The following is a 20245-nucleotide window of genomic DNA, read 5'->3' as shown; positions in this document are numbered from 1 at the left end:
ATAATATCCTCCTTTGGGGGAACCCTGCCGACTATGGGCGAATAATCTTATCAGCCCCTGCCATAGTCTCTGCGATCACGTACATATTAGTCACAGATCCTACTGCAAGTTTCTCCTTAATTCCGTAATAATCCAGGCATGTTCCACATGTCATAATGTTCACACCCTGTGCTTCCAGTGATTTCAGATCTTCCAGAGAATCAGATCCTTCACATGTAAGAGTTGCTCCACCGTTATAGAACAGCATAGTCTTAGGAAGCTTATCCAACTGTGTAATCGCATAAACGAAGCCCTTGATCAGAACTTTACCAAGTTCATCATTACCGCTTCCCATACGATCAGAGCTCACTACTACTACCATGTTATCTCTTGCATCCGGAATGCACACTGTCTCTTCTGCATCATCTGCTGCAGCTACTGCACCTCCCATAGCGATTGTTACTTTGTATTCTTTCTCGCCGAGCTTCTCAGATGTAACCTTTCCACCGCCGGAAGAAGCCATCTTTGTAACATTCTGCACTGCAATCTCATTGTCCACCAATACTTCGATCGTCTCCGGTCCTGTCAGAGCCTGCATAGCTTTCTTTGTCTTAATAACCGGGATCGGGCAGCTATCGCCCATTGCATTAACTGTAATCATGATAATTTCCACCTTTCTTGAGCTATCCCTTTACATTTATAGATATATTCTATCATTATAACTATAAAAGGTAAATATATTTTCTATACATCTGATTATATTCCTTTTCTTTATTTTATTCAAATAGATGGCTTCTATATAGTCTGTCCGCTATAGACTGTTTCTATAAGTAATTGTTTTATAGACAGTTACCGCTTTTCATTTGAGGATGTGCATGGTACAATTATATCAGCTGGGAGATGACTCCCACCTCTATAGGTAGTGAGAAACAAGCTGGTATCAGTGGTGGGAGTCAATCCCCCAGCTGATATAGCCTCCGGCAGGATTGCAGAGGCATTCTTGAATTATAGAAACGATAAAGAAAGAGGTACATTATGTGGATTGCAGATCAATGGAATGATTATGAAGTAATAGATTGCAGCAAAGGTGAAAAATTAGAACGCTGGGGTGATTACCTGTTAGTCCGCCCAGATCCGCAGGTCATCTGGGATACTCCTAAGAAGAACCGTGGATGGAAGCACATGAACGGTCACTATCACCGCAGTAAGAAAGGCGGCGGTGAATGGGAGTTCTTCGACCTTCCGGAACAGTGGTCGATCCAGTACAAGGATCTGACATTTAATCTAAAACCGTTTAATTTCAAACACACCGGACTCTTCCCGGAGCAGGCAACCAACTGGGACTGGTTCTCTGAGAAGATTCGTAATGCCGGACGTGAGATCAAGGTATTGAATCTTTTTGCTTATACCGGTGGTGCTACACTGGCTGCAGCAGCTGCAGGAGCAAAGGTTACTCACGTGGACGCTTCCAAAGGCATGGTCACCTGGGCAAAAGAAAATGCCGTATCTTCCGGACTTAAGGACGCTCCGATCCGCTGGCTGGTCGATGACTGCGTCAAGTTTGTAGAGCGCGAGATCCGCAGAGGCAATCACTACGATGCCATCATCATGGATCCGCCGTCTTACGGACGCGGACCTAAGGGCGAGATCTGGAAGATTGAAGATTCGATCCATTCTTTCATCAAGCTCTGCACAAAGATATTATCCGATGATCCGTTATTCTTCCTGATCAATTCGTACACCACGGGACTTGCTCCGGCAGTACTGACTTACATGCTGAGCACAGAACTTGCTCCATGGAACGGTACCGTAGAATCCCAGGAGATCGGACTTCCGGTTAGAGAAAGCGGTCTAGTACTTCCTTGTGGCGCATCCGGACGCTGGGAAGCAAAATAAATATCACAAAGTAGTTTTATAAATTTTTATTATTATCAGGAGGGAGCCTTATGGAAGAATTATTAAAACTCGCCGAAGCCGGCGACACAGATGCAATGTATCAGTTAGGCAGAGCCTATCAGTTTGCGAAATTCGATGACGCACCAGATTATGAAAAAGCATTTTTCTGGTACAGCAAAGCCGCTCAGCTACGGCATATCGAGGCTATGACTTCCGTCGCAGATGCGCTTTCCCTTGGCCGCGGATGCAAACGCGACCTCGAAATGGCTCACGTCTGGTATCAGGAAGTCTATGAAATTGCCCGAAGCGGCAGATAACGTCGCATATTGTTGCCCTTGTTGGTCTCTGTTATGAGATATTCAAGGGTAAACGGAAATAGCCGCCAACTATTCACAGTAGTTGACGGCTTAACATTTGTTTTTCTTCCACTTATCACATTAATAAATCATATTATTTCTTTTTGTCTCTTATTCTTCTAAATATTTTATACTGTCTTTCCAATTCCTTTTTTCATCTGATAACTCTTGAAACAGTCACCTGCTCTACTCCAAGCTTTTCCGCTAATTCTTTTTGAGAAAGCCCTAATATCTCTCGTATCGATTTTATATCTTCTGAAAAATTATAGTTCATATTTTCACCGCCTATAACTTATTTATATCATATTACTTAAACAAGTTCAATTATAAAACAACGAAAAGTCCTATGGAGATTTTGAACTCCATAGGACTTTTTTGTTTTAGTTCTTCATCGGATCTTCATACCATCTCTGGTCTCTTCCACCGATGCCTCATAGAAGCTTCGCATCGCAGTGATCATATATTCCAGGTCTCTGACTCCTGCCGTCTCGTAGCTGGAATGCATCGCCAGCTGTGGAAGTCCGATGTCCACGCATGGCACCGGCACCTGCAAAGCCGAGATGTTACCAAGCGTAGAACCTCCGGCAATATCCGAATGATTGGTAAATACCTGTGTCGGCACGCCTGCCTTCTCACAGATACTGCGGAATACTGCCGCTGTCACGCCATCAGACGTATAACGCTGATTACCACTAAACTTGATCACAACTCCCTGATTCACTAACGGACGATTGGATGGGCATGCCTTTTCCGGATAATTTGGATGCACGGCGTGCGCATTATCTGCGGATAACATCATGCTTCCTGCGATCAATCTCCGATAATCGGACGCACTGCCGCCAAACGCTTCCTGTATCCGTTCCAGTGTATCCGCCAGAAATGTTGATGCTGCACCCTGTCTGGTGGAACTTCCTACTTCCTCATTATCATAGACACAGTGCACCGGAATCCGGTCCTGTTCCTCTGCACTCAGGAAACTGGTCATAGATGAATATACACACTCAAGATCGTCTAATTTACCGATAGACATGAATTCATCTTCCGATCCCCAGACACTGCCCGGCATACGGTTATATACATAGAGGTCACTTCCAAGAATATCTTCTTTCTTCACATCTGCTTCACGGGCAATCCGATCCATAAAACTTTCCTTTTCACCCTTTGTTCCCATACCATATAATGGCAACATATCCTTCTGCGCATGGTAATCATATCCCGTATTGATATCACGGTTCATGTGAATAGCAAGACTTGGAAGCATCAGCAGATCCTTATCAATCTGAACCAGCTTCACTGTAACGCCTTCTTCACTCTTCACAAGCAGTCTTCCCGCCACGGAAAGCGGACGGTCAAACCATGTCGAACAGATCATACCGCCGTATTTCTCCACATTCAGACGGACATACGCCTGCTCTGACCACAATTCCGGATTCTCTTTAAGCTTCAGGCATGGCGCATCACTGTGGCTTGCCACAATCTGGAAGCCGCTAAATGTCCCCTTAGGAACACGGAATGCGACCATCGCGGAACCATTGCGGATCACGTAGTATTTGCCGCCATGTTCCAGCTTCCACTCTTCACGCTCCAGAAGCTGCTTATAACCCTGTTCTTCCAGTTCCTGCTTCATGTTGTCAATCACATGGAAAGGCGTCGGACTCTTTTCTATAAATCGGAATAATCCTTCTGTATAATTCATAATCATTCTCCTTTTCTCAATACCGATCAATACATCTAAATGATATTATAACAGATGCGACACTTTATCGGTAACGAATACGAAAGGTTTTCTGGATGCGATCCATACCAATGCCAGACAGAACAAAATCAACAGGATACTTTCTGTATTACTTCTCACCGAAGCCAGCACAGGAGTTGCGTATTTCAGACAACTGTACACCAGTCCATGAAAGATATATACTGCCATCGTTCGTTCTCCGATATAAGAATACGCTTTTTTCTCTGCCGGTAGCACCAACATGAGCAGATAAATCAATACAAAAGACAGCACATAACATCCGCAACGGATCAGCATCCCCTCCACCGGATCCAGCCCGAGTCCTGCATAAGAATATCTGCCATAAAAAATCTTCACCGGAAGCTTATGATGATAGTCATCCACAAACAATCCTATGATCAGCATTGTAAGAACAGCCAGCGCCCCACAGTATCCTGCCGGCTTTCGGAATCGTTCCAGCACACTGCTGTCAAATTCCATCCCCGCCATAAAAAACGGAAAGAAAAAAAGAATCCTTGGTATGGACAGATAATTGCCGAGTCCCACAAAACCAATCAAAAGTCCGCCCGCAAACAAAAGCGGCATATGATATGGAACTTTCCTGATTACCGGCGCCAGCAAACGCCATACAAATAACGCCATCAGATACCAGAGTGAGAACTTCGGCCGGTCAAAATAAAGTCCCGTATGTTTATCCAGCACCAAAGTATACAAGAAATAATATACCAGTTCATATACAAAATACGGTATAACCAGTCCCTGTATTAACTTTTTTATAGATGGAATGCGCTTAGAAAAATAACCGGATATAAAAATAAATGCGGGCATATGAAATGCCACAATTCCCCACTTTAATTCATATAAAAAAGAATTCTGGTCGTAACACGGTTCGATAAAATGACCGATTACAACCAGAATGATCAAAAGCACTTTATAGTTATCAAATAAATATTCTCTCTGTTGTTCCTGCTTCAATTTCATCACCAGAGACTATTTTAGTACACCGATATCCGTCTTTCAATCCGCATTTTCTCAGAAAAAGCGATTGAATTTCACTGAAAATTCATGCATTTTATCCCATTCCATTCATAACTACCCTTGCGAATATCTTGACAAAAACTGTCTGGTGCGTTCTTCCTTCGGATGATCGATCACCTGCTTAGCGTCACCCTGCTCCACAATATATCCATCATCCATAAATATAATCTGATCTGCCACATCTCTGGCAAATGCCATCTCATGTGTAACGATGATCATGGTCGTCTTCTGATCAGCAAGACCACGGATTACACGAAGCACTTCTCCGGTAAGCTCCGGGTCCAGTGCAGACGTAGGCTCGTCAAAGCACAGGATATCCGGCTTTAACGCCAACGCTCTTGCAATGGCAACTCGCTGCTGCTGTCCACCGGATAATTGGTGCGGATAGTGACCTGTGCGATCCGCCAGTCCCATCTGCGCCAGAAGTTCCTTTCCATGTTCTTCTATTTCCGCGAGGATCTGTTTTCTATTCTGCTTATAATCCGGACGTTCCTGTGCCAGGAGCTTCTCAGCCAGTGTGACATTTTCCAGTGCCGTATACTGTGGAAATAAGTGAAATGCCTGAAATACCATGCCAAAATGCAGTCTCTTACTGCGCAGCTCCTTGTCGCTCATCTTCACCGGACGTGACGCGTCAAATATGGTCTCACCATTGACCGCGATTGTACCCTGATTTGGTGTCTCCAGGAAATTCAGGCAGCGGAGCAATGTTGTCTTACCAGAACCCGATGACCCGATAATCGCCAGTGCATTGCCCTTTTCCAGGGAAAAACTTACATCTTTCAGAACTCGTGTGCTCCCAAAATGTTTCTCTATATTATTTACCTCTAAAACAGCCATTTCTCGCACACCTCCTATTTAAAATAATCCAGTTTTTTCTCAATATAGTTAAAGAGCAGTGTCAGGATACCGATAAAAATCAAGTAGAACACTCCTGTGTAAAACAACGGCCAGGTCAGTCCCGCTGATTTCATAAATGAATATCCTGCAAATGTCAGCTCATATGCCGCAATGATTCTGGCAAGAGATGTATCCTTAACCAGTGTAATAATCTCGTTAGACATCGGCGGCACAACACGCTTCACCATCTGAAGCAGTGTGATCTTAAAGAAAATCTGACTCTTTGTCATGCCAAGTACCTGTCCTGCCTCTCTCTGTCCAGCCGGAACTCCTTCGATCCCCCCCCGGAAAATGACCGAGAAATAACAGGCATAGTTGATTACAAAGGCGACTACCGTTGCCGTAATACGACCTGCTTCATTACCACTCCAGATATTATGTCCAAGCCACAGACCCGGTCCATAAAAGATAATGATGAGTTGAAGCATCAGTGGCGTTCCCCGGATGATCCAGACAAAGACCTGAATCAGATAGCGGAGCGGTTTCCATCTGCTGGCACTTCCGATACCAAGAATCAATCCTGCCGGCAATGCAAATACCAGCGTCAATATAAAGATTTGAAATGTGGTCCACAGACCTTTTGTTAATTCCAGTGTTACTGTTCCAAACATTGTATCTCCCTCTTACGCGATAACAAGGCAGAGAGCTCAGGCTCTCTGCCTTATCCACGATGTCTTTCATGCTGTCGGTCATGTATTATTGCTGATTCTACTTCTGCTCCAGTACTGCATCTGCAACGCCGTATTTCTCAGCAATTTCCTGTGTCTTGCCATCTTTGTATGCCTTAGTAAGCTGTTCATTGATGTATGCTGCCAGATCAGAGCCCTTACGGCATCCGACTCCATACTCTTCTGAAGTCAGTTCATCAGAGTGGATCAGATCCGGATAGCTTGTGCCCTCCCCGATCATGGCACTTGCCATCAGCAGGTCAATGATTGCCGCATCCGATGTACCAGATGCAACTTCCATCAGGGCATCTGCCTGCGATGCTACGGAATTGGCATTGTATCCTTCTTCTTCGGCTACTGCTTCTCCGGCAGATCCTGCCTCTACTGCAAATGTCAGCTTAGACGGATCATCCAGCTTAGACTCGTCCGTCGTAACGATAACCTGTCCATTACTACAGTATGCATTGGTGCATTCCATAGAATTCTTCACTTCGTCAATCAGTGTCATACCATTCCATACGACATCGATATTCTTAGACTTGAGCTCCATAATCTTATTATCCCAGTCAATCTCTACAAACTCTACATCTACTCCAAGAGATTCACCAACCATCTTTGCCATATCCGCATCGAAACCGACCCATTCTCCGGAATCATCTTTATAATCCATTGGTTCAAAATCGGTGATGCCTACCACCAGAGTTCCCTTATCCTTAATATAATCCACATCACTGTCTGTATTCTTACCTCCGCAGGCGGTCATGGAAAATACCATTGTCAGGCTTAATAAACTTGCGATAATCTTCTTTTTCATAAACGTCTCCTTTGTTTTCGTTCTGCTAATTTAGTAGCATTGTAGCATGGTAGCAGACTAAAGTAAAGCATTTTTTTAAATACAAGAAAAGACTGTTGCAAACATTTCTGTTCACAGCAGCCTCATCCTGCCCTTTATGAATCTTAACCTTTGTTCTGCATCTCCACCAGACGCTCACCACAGTACATCTCCCGAAGCTTCGGCTTTTCAATCTTGCCTGTCGCATTTCGCGGTACTTCTGCAAAAATATATTTGTGCGGACGTTTGTAACGAGGAAGCTTCCTGCAGTATTCTTCCAGATCTTCCTGGGTACATACATATCCTTCTTTCACTTCTACAACAGCTGTTGCGATCTCTCCCAGACGCTTATCCGGCAGTCCGATAACAGCCACATCCTTAATGGCATCGCAGCCGCGCAAAAAGTCTTCAATCTGTACCGGATACAGGTTCTCGCCACCACTGATGATGACATCCTTCTTACGGTCTACAAGGAAGAGGAATCCGTCTTCGTCTTCTTTTGCCATATCTCCGGTGTACAGCCAGCCGTCTTTTAAGGTATCCGCAGTTGCCTTCTCATCTTTATAGTAACAGGTCATAACGCCAGGACCTCTTAACAGAAGTTCACCGACCTCGCCTTGTTTTACGTCTTTGCCATTCTCATCCACCACACGGGTCTCCCAGCCGTATCCGGCTTTACCGATAGCTCCGATCTTATCAATATTCTCCACGCCAAGATGTACAGCACCTGGTCCAATAGATTCGCTGAGTCCATAGTTGGTATCGTACTGATGCTGTGGGAAGTATTCTTTCCAGCGCTTGATCAGACTCGGCGGCACCGGCTGTGCCCCAATGTGCATCAGACGCACCTGATCCAATTTGTAATCAGATAACTTCAGATCTCCGCGGTCCAGTGCATCCAGAATATCCTGCGCCCACGGTACCAGCAGCCACACGATCGTACACTGCTCATTCGACAATGCATCTAATATATATTTCGGCTTGGTTCCCTTCAGGATCACTGCCTTGCCACCAGTCAGCAGACTTCCGAACCAGTGCATCTTCGCACCGGTGTGATAGAACGGCGGAATACACAGGAACACATCATCTTTGGTCTGTCCGTGATGCTTCTGCTCTACCTTAGCCGCATGCATCAGGCTCTCGTGATTATGCAGGATCGCTTTCGGAAATCCTGTTGTTCCTGACGAAAAATAGATTGCCGCATCATCCTGGTCACTAATCTCTACATTCGGTGCCATACCAGAGCAGTTCGCCGTCTGATGGGCATAACTCTCTGCAAATGACGGACATCCGTCTCCCACGAAGAACAGCAGACGGTTTTTAGAAACGGAATCTGCAATCTCTTCCACACGCCCGATAAATTCCGGTCCAAATACCAGTACATCTGTGTCCGATTTATTGACACAGTATTCAATTTCATCTGCCGAATAGCGGAAATTCAATGGAACAGCAAGAGCTCCGGCCTTCAGAATACCAAAATAAATTGGCAGCCACTCCAGACAGTTCATCAGCAATATTGCAACTTTATCACCGCGCTTCACGCCTCTGCTCAGGAGCAGATTCGCAAAACGGTTCGCTTTCTCATCAAACACACTCCATGTGATCTCTCTGCGATAATGTACAAATGGAGTCGGCTCAATCAGCTCATACTCTTTCCATGTGATCCGGCGGTCTTCCGGCTGTTGCGGGTTAATCTCCACCAGAGCAATGTCTTCTCCGTACTTTTTCGCATTTTCTTCTAACAGTTTTGTAATCGGCATCTTGCTTTACCCCTTTAACGCTTTTATTCACTAAAGTACACTTTAACATATCTACCGATAAAAGTCAATCAAAGTATTCAAAAAGACAGCTGCTCTTTCGAACCGCTGTCTCAACAACCATACAAGTCTATTAGTTCTTTTTCTCAGGGAATGCAAAGATAAATACTAATGAACTGATCAACAGCATTCCCGGATAGAAAAGCTTCGGGATCACATCAAATGCAGATAATTCATGTCCCATCTCATGCACTGCTGAAAGCGCTACCAGCATCTGCGCACCGTAAGGAATTACGCCCTGGGAAATACAAGAGAATGTATCCAACAGGGATGCCGCCTTGCTGTGCGTAATTCCATATTCTTCTGACATTTCTGCCGCAATTGGATTCGCCATCACAATGGCTACGGTATTATTGGCCGTTGCAACATCCATTGCTGCTACCAGAAGTCCCATGCCAAGCTGTCCTCCTTTGCGTCCCCGGAATACCTTACGAATTGCCGAAAGCAGTGCTTCGAAACCACCGTATTCCCGGATCAGGGCGCAGAGAGCCGCTACCAGAATGGCTACCATACAAGTCTCAAACATGCCCGAGATTCCAGAGCCCATATTTCCGATCATATCCACTACCGTTGTCTGTCCGGTTGCAAGCATGATAATAATTCCCGAAAAGATGCCTGCCAGAAGCACAACAAATACATTAATGCCGATAATTCCTCCTGCCAGAACGAGTACATATGGAATAATCTGAAGCAGATGGTATTCATGTGCCACCGCACCATTCAGGGTTGTGCGAAGTGACAGGATCAGGATCAATACCAATGTTACCAGCGCTGCCGGAAATGCGATCCAGAAATTCTCACGGAATTTATCCTTCATTGGACATCCCTGCCCATTGCAGGCTGCAATTGTCGTATCCGATATAAAAGAAAGATTATCTCCGAACATTGCTCCTCCCATAACAGAACCGACACAAAGTGCCAGGTCAAAACCGGATGCATCCGATACCGCCGCCGCGATCGGCGCGATCAGTGTGATCGTTCCTACCGATGTTCCCATGGCAGTTGACACAAAACATGCCACCACAAAAAGTACCGCCACTGCAAATTTGGCCGGAATCAGTGACAGCATAAAATACGCTACGCTTTCCGCACTGCTGCGTCCTACAACGCCCACAAAGCTTCCCGCCACAAGAAAGATCAGCAGCATGGTAATAATATTTTTATCAGCAATGCCCTGTGCCATAATCCCCAGCTTGTCATCAAATGACACTTTACGGTTCTGCAGGCAGGCCGTAAGAATCGCCACCATAAATGCCAGCACGATAGGAATATTATAGAATCCCATCGGAATCTTCATCACATATTCAAACACAATTCCAAGTCCCAGATACAGGACTAAAAATACACCAATTGGCAGTAATGCCTTCGGATTACTCTTCTTCATTGTCTTACCCTCTCATTCTTCCTGAAATTATTACTCGTAAAATGTTTCCCGTTCCATGTCTTCACTGACATGGTCTCTCTCCATCTGCCGAATCACTTCCTGGTGTCCGGTCAGCGCCGCAAACGGAGCAAATTGTGCCGCCCGGTCGCGTCTTGCCATCTGTGGATGATTCTTCGACACCGGATGCGGCATATCCAGCATATCTTCGTATTTGCTGAAATCAATCTCTTTCATACTTTTTCTGCCTCTCGCTTATACCTTATCATACACTTTATGACCAGCTTTGTTCTTACGCCTTGTGGCCGCCGATCTGACTGTTCCTCTCGATTGTGGTCGCACCTTCTTCCAGATTCATGCCCTTGAGCACTGCATTTTTCCCATAACGCTTCTTAATCTCCAGAAGTGCCTGCTGCAGATGCTTCTCACGTTCCTTCGCTTCTGCCGCCTCTTTCTCTTCCAGTTCCTTTTTTCCATAATCGGTAAACAGATTCAGCTGCTCATAGCGTTCTTTCTTCTGCGCCTGTTTTTCTTCTATCACATGATTCGCAGTCACATTTACCCGGCGCACCAGGAGATCCGGATTCACGATCCGGTCATACAGTTCCATTACTGCCCGGATAATCTCTCTGGATGATACCGTATGCTCCGGGAGATTCGTTGTGCCATGTGCATGTTTCGGAACGCTTCTTCCATAGCGGTCTGTCGTCACTTCGCCATGATATTTACTGCGGATCTTCGAATCCTCGAGACAGCTCCTGTCATAACCAACGGTCAGCACCATCTGATCCGCCGCCAGTCCATGGGCTGCAAGGTCAAGCGCTAAAAGATCTGTCATCTCCCGCACGATTAGTCTGGCTTTCTTTGCATCATACGGACAATGCAGCACCTGCCCGGAACCCATGCTGTTCGTCTCCGGCTTGTACAACTTGATATCCTCCATTGTACATGGCTCATATCCCCAGGCGTGATCGATCAGAAGTTCCGCATTTACCCCAAACATCCGGTACAGCAGTTCTTCATTATAATACTCACCCGGCATACCAATCGAACACCGGGCAATATCTCCCATCGTGTAAATGCCCTGCTCCGCAAGCTTTTTTGCATATCCATGGCCGACTCTCCAAAAGTCTGTCAATGGCTGATGCGTCCACAGCAGTCTTCGATATTTTCTTTCATCCAGACTCGCAATCCGCACGCCGTGCCTGTCCGGCGGAATATGTTTCGCCACAATGTCCATGGCAATCTTGCTGAGATACAGATTCGTGCCGATCCCCGCCGTCGACGTGATTCCCGTCGTCTCCAGCACATCCCGGATGATCTTTCCCGCAAGTTCCTCCGCCGTCATCTGATACGTGTTCAGATAATGCGTCACATCCATAAACACCTCGTCAATCGAGTACACATGCATATCCTCCGGTGCCACGTATTTCAGATAAATGTCATAAATGCGTCCGCTGTATTCCAGATATTTGGCCATCTGAGGCGGTGCTGTCACGTAATCTGCCCTGATCTGCGGACGATATTCCAGTTCAATCGAATTGACAGAGCTTCCTGCAAATGTACCGTCTGGCGCTTTTCGCTGTCTGCCGGCATTGACCTTCTGCATCTGCTGTATCACCTGAAAGAGTCTCGGTCTTCCCGGAATCCCATAAGCCTTCATAGATGGTGACACCGCAAGGCAGATCGTCTTTTCCGTACGGCTCGCATCTGCCACCACGAGGTTTGTGTGCAATGGATCCAGACCGCGCTCCAGACATTCCACCGACGCATAAAAGGACTTCAGATCAATGGCAATATATGTGTGCTTTTCTTCTATATAACCTGCCATCCTATACACCTCGGATCTCGGCAGTACTTCCACCGCTTCGCTCTTTCTTCACCACGATCTGACGGTCGATCCGGTTCTTCAGTTCATCTACATGGGAAATGATTCCCACCAGCCGCTTGCTCTCTGCAAGTCCTGCCAATGCCTGAACTGCCTGTTCCAACGACTCCGAATCCAATGATCCGAATCCCTCATCCACAAACATCGTATCCAGGCGGATACCACCTGCAGATGCCTGGATCTCATCGGCAAGTCCAAGTGCCAGCGACAGGGACGCCTGGAAAGACTCACCACCGGAAAGTGTGCGGATACTTCTCTCACTTCCATTATAATGATCAATCACATCCAGTTCCAGTCCGCTCTGGCTTCGGAGGTTACTGCTGCCTCTGCGCCGCTTCATCTCATACTGTCCACCCGTCATGACCATCAGTCTGGTATTAGCTCTGGCAATAATGCGGTCAAAATACGTCATCTGCACATAGGTCTCTAACATGATCTTTTCTTTGCCTGGAATATTACCAAGCGCAGTTACAGCCAACGAGCGGACCATTGTATACTGCTTTTCCTTTTCCACCAGTTCTTTGCTTCGATTCTGCAGATTCTTTAATACGGACTGATTATTCTGAATCCGGTGATGCAGTTCTTTCCCGCGTTCTTCATATGCTGCTTTTTCAGTTTCTATCTCTGCCTGCTTCTGCCGCAACGCTTCCGTATCTGCTTCCACCGCTTCTTCCAGCTGCTGTCTCAGTTCTTTCAAGCGTCCCTCGGTTCCGGCAATTTCCACTTTTGCTGTCTGAACTGCTTTCTCTGCCTGTTCCAGCTGACGCTTCATCACATTCTGCTTCTGCACAAGTTCTATATGCTTCTCCTGTGCTTCCTTCTGTCCCGGATATGGAAGCACTTCCGTCAGTCTCTGAATTTCCTCCCCAGCCGCCTTCTGCTTACTTTCAACTGCTGCCTGACGCTCTCTAATCTGCTGCAGTTCTTCTGTTACTTTCTCCAACGCTTTTTCCTGCTCCGGAAGCAGCCGGTTCCACATATCCTTCTGCTTTACCTTCTCTGATGCAAGCTTCAGCTCCTGCTGTAACCGCATTCCCGCTTCCTGTCCCTGCTTCTGCAAAGCCATAAGACATGCCGTTATCTCTTCCGAAGTTCCTGCAAGTTCCAATTCTTCCGCTTCCTTGCGGATAGTTTCTTCCCTGCTTCTCACATTTCCAAGCAACTCACCTGCTTTCCGGCTGGCTTCTGCTTCTCTCACTCTACACTGTTCCAGTTCCTGCTGCAATAGTCCCAATTCGTCTTTGGACGGCGCGCCCGGATTCTGCACTGCCGGAGCCGGATGATGTATGGAACCACACACAGGACATGGCTGATCTTCTACTAAAGTCTGCGCCAGAATTCCCGCCTGTTCATCTAAGAACGCCTGATTCTTAACGCGGTACTCTGATTCTTTTTTCCGGACTTTGTCCCGCTCCGTCTGATATTCTCGCTGCTTTACCAGCAGATCCTGTTGCAGCTTCTCATATTGCAGGATCACTTTTGACAAATTCTGCAGGCGTTCCATATATTTCTGATGCTTCTCGGATTCAAACAAAAGCTTCTGATACTCTTCCGGTGCGCCTGCAAGCGCTTCGCCCGCTTTCTTTCCTTCCCGAATCTTGTCTTTCAACTCTGCCAGCTTCGTCTCACGCTGTCTCTGCCGGACTGCCAACTTCGCACATTCGTCCTGACTCTCTCTTTCATTCTTTCGCAGTTCTTCCAGGCGAAGATACTGTGGCATCAGGCTTTCCAACCGGCTGATCTCGTCCGCAATCCGCTGACGCTCCGGCTCTTTTCCCTGTTCTTCCCGATATCTACGCCGCACTTCCACGAGCTGTTCCTGTTGTTCTTGTCGCTTGTCTTGCAATTCCAGATACAGCTTCTGCCTCTTCTTCCGCTCCCGATCCCGTTCTAACTCGGACCGGATCTTCTGCAGCACCTGTTCTTTCTGTTGTAATTCTTCAAGCAGTCCTGCCTGTATCTCCTGATCTGCCTTATTCTGTTCTGTTAGAAGTTCCATCACTTCTTCCACCGGTGTCTCTTCAGATACATCTTTATTCCAGAGAATCCCCTGGATATACTGCTTCACACTCTCCCGCAGAGTCTCACATTCACGTTCCAGCGCGCGGTATTTTCCCTTCAGGATATCCTGAACCTGTTGATACGGTGCCGTCCGGAATATCTCACGAAATATCTTCTGCCGCTCTGTCGTTCCCTTCTCGATCAGATCCCTGAACTTCCCCTGTGCGATCATCGCGATCTGACAGAACTGTTCTCTGTTGACACCCATGATCTCTGTCACTGCTGCCGTCACATCTTTCGGCTTCGTGATCACTCTTCCATCCGGATAGATAAGCTCTGCCTCCGCTTTCTGCATCGTCATGCCTGTACCTCGTTTTGTCGGACGCTCGTACTCCGGATTCCTGCATACTTTATATGTCTTGCCCCCATAGATGAATGTAAGCTCCACCTCTGTAGGCACGGACGGATCTGCATATTTGGAACGGAGCATTCCCGCTTCTCTGCTGTCACCGCTGGCTTCTCCATATAACGCAAATGTAATAGCATCAAAGATCGTCGTCTTGCCGGCTCCCGTATCTCCTGTGATCAGATAAAGTCCGCCTGCTCCCAGTTCTTCCATATTCAGTTCCTGTATGCCCGCATACGGTCCAAATGCCGACATGCGGATATAGACTGGTCTCATGCTTTATCCTCCCACACCTGTTCCATAATCTCCTGCATCAGCCTGAACTGTTCTTCATCCATCGGCTGATTATTCTGTGTCTCATAAAACTCCGCAAATAGTTCCATCGGAGATTTCTTTTCGATAGCCTCAATCTCCTGTAACACCTGATTCCCGCGCGTTCTCGCATTATCGTAGTCTAACTTCATCAGATTCGGATAGATCACCTGCAGTTTTCTGACTGCATCTGGTATATCTTCCTCATCCATTAATGTAATATGCAGATAGTCTTCCCTGTCCATATCCCGGTAATACGCCCGGTCTGTCAGCTCCATATACGTGCCTTGGATTTCCCGCATATCATACTTTGGTATCAAAGGAATGCGCCGAATCGACACCTTTCCTTTTTCTTCCAGTTCCACCACGGTAAGGGACTTCTCATGACCTGCTTCTGAAAAGGAATACTTTAATGGAGTCCCACAATACCGCACCGTGTCTCTCATGATCCGCTGCGGTCTGTGGATATGCCCCAGTGCCACATAGTCGAACCCGTCAAATACAGTTACATCCACATTGTCGGTGCCGCCCACAGAGATTTCTTCCGAGTCCGAACGTTCCGCGCCTGTCACAAACTGATGCGTTACCAGCACCTGTCTGGCATCCGCATTTCTCTCCATATGGGAAATGGCTGTACGCATGGCATCTGTATAACTCTCTATCTCCTCCTCTGCATAACAGCGTCTTACATGAATCGGCTTGATAAATGGCAGTAAAAAGAACTGTACAATACCGTATGCATCTTCTAATTCCACTGGCTTTACATCTCCGTCATAGACCGGAGACACATGCACACCGCTGTGCTCCATCAGCTTCCCGCCAAACGCAATACGCTCTGCCGAATCGTGATTGCCACTGATGATCATGACTTCCACGCTCTGCTCCGCAAGCCCGCATAAAAACTGGTCAAATAACTGTACTGCTTCCGCCGGAGGTACAGGCTTGTCATAGATATCGCCCGCTAAGATCACCACATCCGGATGTTCTTCTGCAACGTGTTCCAGAATCTGCTTCAATATATAGCGCTGGTCATCCAGCATCGAAAACTCATGCACCCGTTTCCCCAGGTGAAGGTCTGACAAATGTATGATCTTCATAGACGGTGCCTCCTTTTGACATACGATTATTATACCTTATCTCATTAGATTTATATATATCAGTTCAAGCAATATGTCTTGCATCATTTGTTACTACGTGATATATTAAAGATACAAAAGGAGCAACCGCCAACAAGGTTGGTTGACCTCTTATAAGTATGACATAGACTGCCACCCTTTTCTGGTCAAAGTTCGGGGTGGCTTTCTTTCCACCCTGCAACACGGTTACTCATTTATTATGTTATCACATTTTCTTTTTTATTTCAATCATTTGTATCTCAGCTTTTCAATTTATATACAATCCACACAATTCCAACCACTGCCGCTATATACACCAATGCCACCAGCACGGAACTTTTCTTTCCACGTCCCCATTTGCCTGCTGCCAGATACATCGCATCCAGCACATCCGCCAGGAACAGAAACTGCAAAATCCCATGAAGCACAGCTGCACCTCCGCTGATCTTACCGGCGCGGACGCTCCCCCGGATCACCTGTATACTGTACATACTTCCAGGCAGGATCGCAAGCCAGCTCATAATAACACTCCACCCGATCATCACCAGTACAAACGGAAGCCAGACCGGTGCAACAAGAAGTGCCAGTCCCCTCGTTCCCATGACCAGTCCAAATGTGAGCATGAAATATACCAGAAAAAGTACGATAAAGTTCACACAGAAAAAGATGACCAGACCATACTTATGGATCAGCATTCCGTTGATACAGCCAAGCATGTCCTGCCTTTTGTATATCTGGAATGACTTGACCATGTTCCAGATGCCAAGTATTACCAGGATTCCGCCATACACAAGCATCGGCAGGAACCACAGTACCGTCTGTGTCCAGTACGACATATCCACCACACCCATAAACCATGTAAACAGTTCAAAATGAACCGCCATAAGCGGTGCACAAAGAGATAACAATATGACATAGATAACCGCTAACCGTTTTGCCGCTTTGTCCATTCCGATCCACTCCTTTATCGTCACCTTTTGTAATAATTATTCCTTTATATTATCTCTGCTGTTCTCCACCGCACAGGAAATCGCTTCATTAAATGTCGGATGTGCACGCATCGCATACATGAGCTGTGTGGAAGTCAAGCCATTTGCCAGTGCCGTCGCAAGCTCTCCGATCATATCTGTCGCTCTGGCGCACATGATCTGCGCTCCCAGTAATACATCACTGTTCGCCGCGAAGATTACTTTGATGAATCCTCCGGTCTCTCTGGAAATGATCTGCTGTCCATTGCCTTTCATATCATAACGTCCGACCCTGATCTGCACGCCTTTTTCTCTTGCCTGGGTCTCAGTCAGTCCCACGGATGCAATCTCCGGCTCGGTATACAGACAGCTTGGCACGATAGAAATCGGTGTAAACAGACAGCTCGGCACCATGGATACGATAACGGACGGTGTCAGATCGTTCATTTTCTCCACCACATAAGTGCCCTGCGCTGACGCCACATGCGCCAGCTGGATACCGCCGGTCACATCTCCGACGGCATAGATTCCCGGCACGCTGGTGCGGAAGAATTCATCCACCAGAATCTTGCCATGATCCATCTTGATCGGCACCTCCGGTGCAAATAATCCGTCGGTATTCGGAATACGTCCCACCGACATCAGCAATGCCTCTGCATGTACACGCTTCGTACCCTCCGCGCAGACAAATTCACAGCATACGCCTTCTTCGTCGCGGGTAATCCGCTCCGACATACTTTCTTTATATATTTCCACGCCATGTGCCCGCATCAGACGTTCCAGTTCGTCGGAAAATTCGCTGTCGATACGCGGGATCAGATGATCCGATACTTCAATGATCGTAACTTTCGCTCCCAGATTACGGAATACGGTTGCTGTCTCCAGACCGGTCACACCACCGCCAAGCACGATCAGGCTATGATATTTATTACCTCCGGATGTCATCAGTGCTTCACTGGTCATAACTCCCGGCAGATCCGCTCCCGGTATGTCCAGTCTTCTTTCCTTAGAACCTGTTGCGATCAGTATCTTATTGCCAAAATAAAAGCTGCTGCTTCCATCTTCAAATGTGACACGCACCTGCTTTCCTGACATAACTGTCGCAGTCCCCTGTACTGACTGGATACCAAGTTCTTTGAACTCCTCTTCCAGATTCTCCCGCATCTCACGCGTCGCCTGGTTCTTATATTCGATCATATCCTGCAGGTCATACCCTGCATCATCTGCGTATAATCCGTATTTGCCGCATCCCAATATCTCCCGGTACAATGTCGATGCACGAAGCAGTGCCTTCATCGGAATACATCCACGGTTAATACAGGTGCCGCCGATTGGTCCTTTCTCGATGATCACCACCGACATGCCAAGCTTTGCGGCCTTCTTCGCAGCCACATAGCCGCCCGGTCCTGCCCCTATGATAAGCAGGTCAAATTTGTTATTCATACGTTACCTCCTGGCTCTCAGTCCATACTTCACATGCATTCTTTTAATCAATCTGCCAGTCGATCGGTTCCAGACCATGCTCTTCCAAGAATGCATTGGTCTGGCTGAACGGTTTACTTCCAAAAAATCCTCGATATGCAGACAATGGACTTGGGTGTGGTGCTTTCAGGATCAGATGCTTCGGATTGTGTAACATCGAAGCCTTCCGCTGTGCCGGACCGCCCCACAGGATAAATACGATCGGCCTGTCCTGACTATTCAGTGCCATGATCGCCGCATCGGTGAATTCTTCCCAGCCAATTCCGCGGTGTGAATTTGCCTGATGCGCACGAACCGTCAATACCGTATTCAGCATCAGTACGCCCTGTTCTGCCCATTTCGTCAGACATCCGTGATTCGGAATCGTACATCCCAGATCATCATGCAGCTCTTTATAAATATTGACCAGTGACGGCGGAATATCTACACCTTTCTTTACCGAAAAGCAGAGTCCATGTGCCTGTCCTACATTGTGATACGGATCCTGTCCCAGGATTACCACCTTCACCTTCGATAACGGTGTCAGATGAAATGCATTGAAAATGTCATCTGCCGGCGGAAATATCTGATATCTGCTGTATTCTTCATTCACCTTTTTAAATAGTTCCCGGTAATATGGCTTACTGAATTCTTCCTTCAGAGCATCCAGCCAGTCATTATTAATCGCTGCCATACGTTTCCTCTCCTCTGTGCTTTTACAGACGTACCGATACGCCCTTCTCACGCAAGTATTCTTTTACTTCCCGAATTTCCAGTTCTTTATAGTGGAACAATGACGCTGCCAGTGCCGCATCTGCCTTGCCGTCTGTCAGCACCTCTTCAAAATGTTCGAGCGTACCGGCACCTCCTGATGCGATCACCGGAATTGATACCTCTTCAGCTATGATTCTGGTAAGCTCCAGATCATAACCGGCCTTTGTTCCATCGCAGTCCATGCTGGTCAGAAGAATTTCTCCCGCTCCCAGCTGTTCTACTTTCTTTGCCCACTCAACCGCATCGATACCTACATCGATACGGCCGCCATTTTTATATATATTCCATCCGCTTCCATCCGCTCTGCGCTTGGCATCAATCGCAACGACCACACACTGGCTGCCGAATTTGTCCGCAGCATCGGATATCAGACGCGGTGTATTGATCGCGGACGAATTAATCGATATCTTATCTGCACCTTCTCTTAGCAGTGCACGGAAATCATCCACCGTACGGATGCCGCCGCCTACTGTAAATGGGATAAACACGGTCTCCGCTACCTTGCGGACCATATCTACAACTGTCTCTCTGGCGTCAGACGAAGCTGTAATATCCAGAAATACCAGCTCATCTGCACCTGCTTTATCATATGCCTTGCCGATCTCTACCGGATCGCCGGCATCTCTTAAATCCACAAAATTAACACCCTTTACCACTCGTCCGTTATGTACATCCAGGCAGGGAATAATTCTCTTGGTATGCATGTCATCTTCCTCCT

Annotated in this window: 19 protein-coding genes; 2 read left to right on the top strand and 17 right to left on the bottom strand. The window is 46.9% G+C overall.

The window, feature by feature from the left end; genetic code table 11:
• Positions 1 to 31: 31 nt before the first annotated feature.
• Positions 32 to 640, bottom strand: coding sequence for a sulfurtransferase-like selenium metabolism protein YedF (yedF, locus tag DWZ93_RS05120; protein ID WP_118452168.1), 609 nt, complete (start codon positions 638 to 640; stop codon positions 32 to 34).
• Positions 641 to 1014: 374 nt separating this feature from the next.
• Between yedF and DWZ93_RS05115 the strand changes: the two genes are divergently transcribed.
• Positions 1015 to 1875, top strand: coding sequence for a class I SAM-dependent methyltransferase (locus DWZ93_RS05115; RefSeq protein WP_118452167.1), 861 nt, complete (start codon positions 1015 to 1017; stop codon positions 1873 to 1875).
• Positions 1876 to 1925: 50 nt separating this feature from the next.
• Positions 1926 to 2192 (top strand): tetratricopeptide repeat protein, encoded by a 267-nt coding sequence (locus DWZ93_RS05110; RefSeq protein WP_118382651.1) that lies wholly within the window; start codon positions 1926 to 1928, stop codon positions 2190 to 2192.
• 193 nt (positions 2193 to 2385) lie between these two features.
• Here the strand turns inward: DWZ93_RS05110 and DWZ93_RS05105 are convergent, their stop codons facing one another.
• From DWZ93_RS05105 to hisF, 16 genes are all read right to left on the bottom strand, one after another.
• A complete protein-coding gene (locus DWZ93_RS05105) occupies positions 2386 to 2505 on the bottom strand; it encodes a helix-turn-helix domain-containing protein (RefSeq protein WP_118452166.1) in 120 nt (39 codons plus the stop codon).
• 114 nt (positions 2506 to 2619) lie between these two features.
• Positions 2620 to 3933 (bottom strand): M18 family aminopeptidase, encoded by a 1314-nt coding sequence (locus DWZ93_RS05100; RefSeq protein WP_118452165.1) that lies wholly within the window; start codon positions 3931 to 3933, stop codon positions 2620 to 2622.
• 39 nt (positions 3934 to 3972) lie between these two features.
• Positions 3973 to 4941 (bottom strand): acyltransferase family protein, encoded by a 969-nt coding sequence (locus DWZ93_RS05095; RefSeq protein ID WP_243006996.1) that lies wholly within the window; start codon positions 4939 to 4941, stop codon positions 3973 to 3975.
• 117 nt (positions 4942 to 5058) lie between these two features.
• On the bottom strand, positions 5059 to 5844 hold the full coding sequence (locus DWZ93_RS05090) for an amino acid ABC transporter ATP-binding protein (protein WP_118452164.1): 786 nt from the start codon (positions 5842 to 5844) through the stop codon (positions 5059 to 5061).
• Between the two features lie 14 nt (positions 5845 to 5858).
• A complete protein-coding gene (locus tag DWZ93_RS05085) occupies positions 5859 to 6515 on the bottom strand; it encodes an amino acid ABC transporter permease (RefSeq protein ID WP_118382466.1) in 657 nt (218 codons plus the stop codon).
• A 97-nt stretch (positions 6516 to 6612) separates the two neighbouring features.
• A complete protein-coding gene (locus tag DWZ93_RS05080) occupies positions 6613 to 7386 on the bottom strand; it encodes a transporter substrate-binding domain-containing protein (RefSeq protein ID WP_118452163.1) in 774 nt (257 codons plus the stop codon).
• 143 nt (positions 7387 to 7529) lie between these two features.
• Entirely contained in the window at positions 7530 to 9164 is a 1635-nt protein-coding gene (locus tag DWZ93_RS05075) for a class I adenylate-forming enzyme family protein (RefSeq protein WP_118452162.1), read from the bottom strand.
• A gap of 130 nt (positions 9165 to 9294) precedes the next feature.
• Positions 9295 to 10605, bottom strand: a complete 1311-nt coding sequence (locus DWZ93_RS05070) for a Na+/H+ antiporter NhaC family protein (RefSeq protein WP_118452161.1) — start codon at positions 10603 to 10605, stop codon at positions 9295 to 9297.
• Positions 10606 to 10635: 30 nt separating this feature from the next.
• A complete protein-coding gene (locus DWZ93_RS05065) occupies positions 10636 to 10839 on the bottom strand; it encodes a hypothetical protein (protein WP_118382462.1) in 204 nt (67 codons plus the stop codon).
• Between the two features lie 55 nt (positions 10840 to 10894).
• Positions 10895 to 12433: a Y-family DNA polymerase gene (locus DWZ93_RS05060; protein ID WP_243061124.1), complete on the bottom strand. Its 1539-nt coding sequence runs from the start codon at positions 12431 to 12433 to the stop codon at positions 10895 to 10897.
• Position 12434: 1 nt separating this feature from the next.
• Positions 12435 to 15173, bottom strand: a complete 2739-nt coding sequence (locus DWZ93_RS05055; protein WP_118452160.1) for an AAA family ATPase — start codon at positions 15171 to 15173, stop codon at positions 12435 to 12437.
• On the bottom strand, positions 15170 to 16306 hold the full coding sequence (locus DWZ93_RS05050) for an exonuclease SbcCD subunit D (protein WP_118452159.1): 1137 nt from the start codon (positions 16304 to 16306) through the stop codon (positions 15170 to 15172). The genes DWZ93_RS05055 and DWZ93_RS05050 overlap by 4 nt, the downstream gene beginning before the upstream one ends.
• Positions 16307 to 16584: 278 nt before the next feature.
• Positions 16585 to 17274 (bottom strand): hypothetical protein, encoded by a 690-nt coding sequence (locus DWZ93_RS05045; protein ID WP_118452158.1) that lies wholly within the window; start codon positions 17272 to 17274, stop codon positions 16585 to 16587.
• Between the two features lie 36 nt (positions 17275 to 17310).
• Positions 17311 to 18735 carry a dihydrolipoyl dehydrogenase gene (lpdA, locus tag DWZ93_RS05040; RefSeq protein ID WP_118382458.1) on the bottom strand — a complete coding sequence of 475 codons (1425 nt, stop codon included), beginning with the start codon at positions 18733 to 18735 and terminating at the stop codon, positions 17311 to 17313.
• Between the two features lie 43 nt (positions 18736 to 18778).
• Positions 18779 to 19447, bottom strand: coding sequence for a uracil-DNA glycosylase (locus DWZ93_RS05035; protein WP_118382457.1), 669 nt, complete (start codon positions 19445 to 19447; stop codon positions 18779 to 18781).
• A 22-nt stretch (positions 19448 to 19469) separates the two neighbouring features.
• On the bottom strand, positions 19470 to 20231 hold the full coding sequence (gene hisF / locus DWZ93_RS05030) for an imidazole glycerol phosphate synthase subunit HisF (RefSeq protein ID WP_118452157.1): 762 nt from the start codon (positions 20229 to 20231) through the stop codon (positions 19470 to 19472).
• Positions 20232 to 20245 lie beyond the last annotated feature (14 nt).

It is taken from the genome of Dorea sp. AF36-15AT, assembly GCF_003477705.1.
Taxonomy (GTDB): domain Bacteria; phylum Bacillota; class Clostridia; order Lachnospirales; family Lachnospiraceae; genus Claveliimonas; species Claveliimonas ammoniilytica.
Note: the sequence above shows the minus strand (reverse complement) of the source record. Positions and strands in the feature narration are given on the sequence as shown.

Bases quoted from the DNA above. Each gene is read 5' to 3' on its own strand.
- yedF (WP_118452168.1), bottom strand. From the start codon at position 640: ATGATTACAGTTAATGCAATGGGCGATAGCTGCCCGATCCCGGTTATT.
- DWZ93_RS05115 (WP_118452167.1), top strand. From the start codon at position 1,015: ATGTGGATTGCAGATCAATGGAATGATTATGAAGTAATAGATTGCAGC.
- DWZ93_RS05110 (WP_118382651.1), top strand. From the start codon at position 1,926: ATGGAAGAATTATTAAAACTCGCCGAAGCCGGCGACACAGATGCAATG.
- DWZ93_RS05105 (WP_118452166.1), bottom strand. From the start codon at position 2,505: ATGAACTATAATTTTTCAGAAGATATAAAATCGATACGAGAGATATTA.
- DWZ93_RS05100 (WP_118452165.1), bottom strand. From the start codon at position 3,933: ATGATTATGAATTATACAGAAGGATTATTCCGATTTATAGAAAAGAGT.
- DWZ93_RS05090 (WP_118452164.1), bottom strand. From the start codon at position 5,844: ATGGCTGTTTTAGAGGTAAATAATATAGAGAAACATTTTGGGAGCACA.
- DWZ93_RS05085 (WP_118382466.1), bottom strand. From the start codon at position 6,515: ATGTTTGGAACAGTAACACTGGAATTAACAAAAGGTCTGTGGACCACA.
- DWZ93_RS05080 (WP_118452163.1), bottom strand. From the start codon at position 7,386: ATGAAAAAGAAGATTATCGCAAGTTTATTAAGCCTGACAATGGTATTT.
- DWZ93_RS05075 (WP_118452162.1), bottom strand. From the start codon at position 9,164: ATGCCGATTACAAAACTGTTAGAAGAAAATGCGAAAAAGTACGGAGAA.
- DWZ93_RS05070 (WP_118452161.1), bottom strand. From the start codon at position 10,605: ATGAAGAAGAGTAATCCGAAGGCATTACTGCCAATTGGTGTATTTTTA.
- DWZ93_RS05065 (WP_118382462.1), bottom strand. From the start codon at position 10,839: ATGAAAGAGATTGATTTCAGCAAATACGAAGATATGCTGGATATGCCG.
- DWZ93_RS05060 (WP_243061124.1), bottom strand. From the start codon at position 12,433: ATGGCAGGTTATATAGAAGAAAAGCACACATATATTGCCATTGATCTG.
- DWZ93_RS05055 (WP_118452160.1), bottom strand. From the start codon at position 15,173: ATGAGACCAGTCTATATCCGCATGTCGGCATTTGGACCGTATGCGGGC.
- DWZ93_RS05050 (WP_118452159.1), bottom strand. From the start codon at position 16,306: ATGAAGATCATACATTTGTCAGACCTTCACCTGGGGAAACGGGTGCAT.
- DWZ93_RS05045 (WP_118452158.1), bottom strand. From the start codon at position 17,274: ATGGACAAAGCGGCAAAACGGTTAGCGGTTATCTATGTCATATTGTTA.
- lpdA (WP_118382458.1), bottom strand. From the start codon at position 18,735: ATGAATAACAAATTTGACCTGCTTATCATAGGGGCAGGACCGGGCGGC.
- DWZ93_RS05035 (WP_118382457.1), bottom strand. From the start codon at position 19,447: ATGGCAGCGATTAATAATGACTGGCTGGATGCTCTGAAGGAAGAATTC.
- hisF (WP_118452157.1), bottom strand. From the start codon at position 20,231: ATGCATACCAAGAGAATTATTCCCTGCCTGGATGTACATAACGGACGA.